At 45.7% G+C, this 3,388-nt stretch carries 2 protein-coding genes; one reads left to right on the top strand and one right to left on the bottom strand.

The genetic code is table 11. The annotated features are described in order from the left end of the window. Window positions 1-128 precede the first annotated feature (128 nt). Entirely contained in the window at window positions 129-869 is a 741-nt protein-coding gene (locus tag AACV78_RS28420; RefSeq protein WP_194013095.1) for a DUF928 domain-containing protein, read from the bottom strand. Window positions 870-1,213: 344 nt separating this feature from the next. On the opposite strand from AACV78_RS28420, the gene AACV78_RS28415 reads away from it, so the two are divergent. After that, the gene (locus AACV78_RS28415; protein ID WP_194013094.1) at window positions 1,214-3,001 is read left to right on the top strand and encodes a CHASE2 domain-containing protein; all 1,788 of its coding nucleotides are present in this window, start codon (window positions 1,214-1,216) and stop codon (window positions 2,999-3,001) included. Window positions 3,002-3,388: the final 387 nt, after the last annotated feature.

Here is a 3,388-nt window from a genome sequence, read left to right as displayed (position 1 = left end):
CCCAATCTCCCCCTCTCCCAATCTCCCCCTCGCGCCCGGTATTTTTGACTTGGGGCGCGATCGGGTAAAGAAAGTCATTTTTCACGTCGCCACCAGCAGACGGACAAAACTTTAAGAAATGGCAAGTTTTAAAGAGGCCCAACTAGCGGTTGAGTTGCCACTGATTCAAGTCCTTGGGATTGCAATAATTGCGTCCACTTGGCTGTCAGCTTCGTATCCCCTGGTGTCTGACGGCGCATTTGGGCTAGGGTAGCGAGAGTTTCGTACCAAATCCCATTTTTAGCGTAAACGTTGAGCTTAGTCATTTGGTCGGAATTTGCCAAATCGCTTTTAAGAGTGGCCTGGGGTTCTATGCGCTGTACGAATCCTTTAACAATTAAATCTGCCGATCGATCTTCGGGGTCGCATACCATTGAAAACGACCATACGTATCGCTTGCCAACTTCCAGGGATTTCTTGTTATCGCTGTTAGCAGGAACGCTAACTCCCACAATCCCGGATTTGTCAGTTTTAAATGTTTTTTCGTAGACTACTTTCTCTTCGTTGTCGGTCAGCAAAGTAAACTCTATTTGTGCTGAAGTTTTAGGAACGTAGACAAAAATTGTGGGAGACTCTGTGAGAGTTAAACCGATATTAGTTGGAGGTACTAGGGGAGTAATAGATAAACCCGCAGGACAAAGCTTGCTGCCGCGATGCGTCCCTCCTTGCCGGCTGCCGGGGGCTGTGACATCGGGGGGCTTGAAATTCACATTCTGACTCAGGACTATGGGGCGGGATTGTGTCCGCATTCCTGCGAGGGAACTGGGGACGGTAAGCGCGATCGCAGCGAAGCCGATCGCCAGTGTAGCTAGATGTTGAAAACGTTTCATTTTTTGTACCTTTCATTATAATATTGCAAACACAGGCTTTCGCTGATGGCGACAAATATTTTGGAGTGGTTGCTCCAGGGCGCAGATACACAATTTTAACCTTGACATATTATCCATAACATTAATTAATTCGATCGGCAAGTCGATTATCCGTCCCCAAAATCCGGCTGTCGAGGTCGCGAGTATCATTGCATACACATTCTGTCGATGCAAAATGTAAAATTTTGTTACAAAACGGTCGGAGTTTTCGGATTTTCTAAGATGGAGGAAGTATCCGCTGCCGGCGGCTGCAAGCGAAACAACTGCTGTTCGGTGAAACGATTCAAACTTTGATACTGAAATAAATGAATAAAATATCTCATAAAATTCGATCGACAGCGACTCAATTGAGTCAACTGTATAAACCATCACTCTTATTTGCTAAATCTGTATTAATTGCCAGCGCGGCAGTCACAATATCCTTGATGGGGGCCAGACAGCTAGGAATACTCGAACCATTAGAATTAAGCGCTTACGACCAAATGCTGAGGATGCGTCCCGACGAAAAGCCGGATTCGCGCTTGCTAGTTGTGGGAATTACCGAAGCAGATATTCAGAAAATGAAACAGTGGCCGATATCCGATCGCAAAATAGCTGAAATCTTACAAAAACTCGAAAAAATGCAGCCGGCAGTCATCGGTTTAGATGTACTGCGAGACGTACCTTTAGGAGACGGGCGCGACGAACTAAGTAAAGTTTTACAAAAAAGCGACAAAATAATCGGAGTATGCTTAGTCACCGACGGGAATCCAGACAGTCCCGGTTCTCCGCCACCGCCGGGAATATCAGAAAACCGGGTAGGATTTGCAGATTTTGGAGTCGATCCGGGCGGCATACTGCGGAGGGCATTATTATTTATGAAACCGCCGAAAATTGAGGGAAATTCCACGGTAGAAAAACATCTTTGCAATGACAATTCTCAAGTTTTAGCTTCCTTCAACCTCCAGCTAGCACTCAACTACTTGCAAAGACAAAAAATTTATCCTCAACTGGCACCAGATCAATCTTTATGGCTGGGAAAAACTCAATTCAAAAAACTAGAAAGCAATGATGGAGGATACAGCAATGCTGATGTCAGGGGATATCAAATATTAATTAACTATCGTTCCCGGCGGCAACTCGCCAACCAAGTCAGAATTACGGATGTTTTAGAAGGGAAAGTTGACCCTAATTTAGTTAAAGATAAAATAGTATTGATCGGCTACACCACAGAAACCGTTAAAGATTTCTTTTATACTCCTTACAGCGGGCAGCGGCAAAACAAGCAATTCATGCCCGGTATTGTGGCACACGGACAAGTAGTCAGCCAACTTTTGAGTGCTGTTTTAGACAACAAACCGATGTTTTGGTTTTGGCCGGAATGGGCAGAAATTCTGTGGATTTCGGGATGGTCAATTGTGGGAGCAACCGTAGCATCGCGGATGGCTCACCCAGCGCAGTTGGTGGGGACATTTGGAGCACTGCTTTTGGGGTGTGGCGGTTGTGGCTTTGGGATTTTTCTGTTGGGAGGGTGGGTGCCGGTGGCAGCACCAGCTTTAGGATTAATTCTAAGTGGCGGCAGCATTGTATCGGCAGACAGATTTAATAAAGCCGGATACGGGAAAGTAATTAGCGATCGAGTCAAACAAGTATTCAAGATCGAAATTGACCAAGCCAAAAAAGAACAGCAAGTGGCAGAAATCACAGAATCTGACTTCTTTAAAGAATTGCAGCAAAAGAAAGATAAATTGAGAGTTAGCAAAAAAGAAACCGCTCAACCAGCACCTTCTCAACTGCCAGAAATAACAGCAAGTGCTGCAGAGCTTCCCAATGCCGAAAGCGAGGCAGACGAATATTTAGCTCAGTTGCACAGAAAAGCCAAACAGCAGAAGCAGCGCGCCCAGGCGACTGCATCGGAAAGCGGCTCAAAAACGGGTGTGAACCATACCGAAAACGGTGCTAGTTCAGGCGAAACCAAACCCGATGAGGGGTTCGGCGATTTGCAAGCCAAGGCAAAACAGATGCGGCAACGCCGGGCGGCCCAAAAGAAGATCGAAGATCAAAAGATTGATAGTTTAACAGACAAGGAGGATGGGGGGAAAAATGAAGAATGACAGACAATTCGACAGCATCGGGAATTGCGTATAAATAATTGATTTTCCCCGTTGATACCGCTGATTAATTCCTGAGTTTATAGAGTCCGATCGATCTGACATCTTGCACCATTCTCGCTTAACAGGCTCTCCCGCCTGTTCCACAACAAGTGCATTTTCTTGTGGGGTGGGCATCCTGCCCGCCCATAAAAAGCTTATTGAAAATGGTACAAGATGTGATATCGATCGCAGATTTAGCAGCAACGCCGGTTCGCACCTATAGCTGGGGGGGTAACAACCAGCCTGAAACCCAGAGGTGGTGAGGATTGAGCCAATGTGTGCTAAAAAAAGATAGGCAGCATAATTGTTACACGCTTGCCTATCCAAAAAATAATGATACCAACATTT

It is taken from the genome of Tychonema sp. LEGE 07196 (assembly GCF_963890365.1).
Lineage (GTDB): Bacteria > Cyanobacteriota > Cyanobacteriia > Cyanobacteriales > Microcoleaceae > Microcoleus.
The sequence above is the reverse complement of the archived record's forward strand: the minus strand, read 5'-3'. Positions and strand labels throughout refer to the sequence as shown.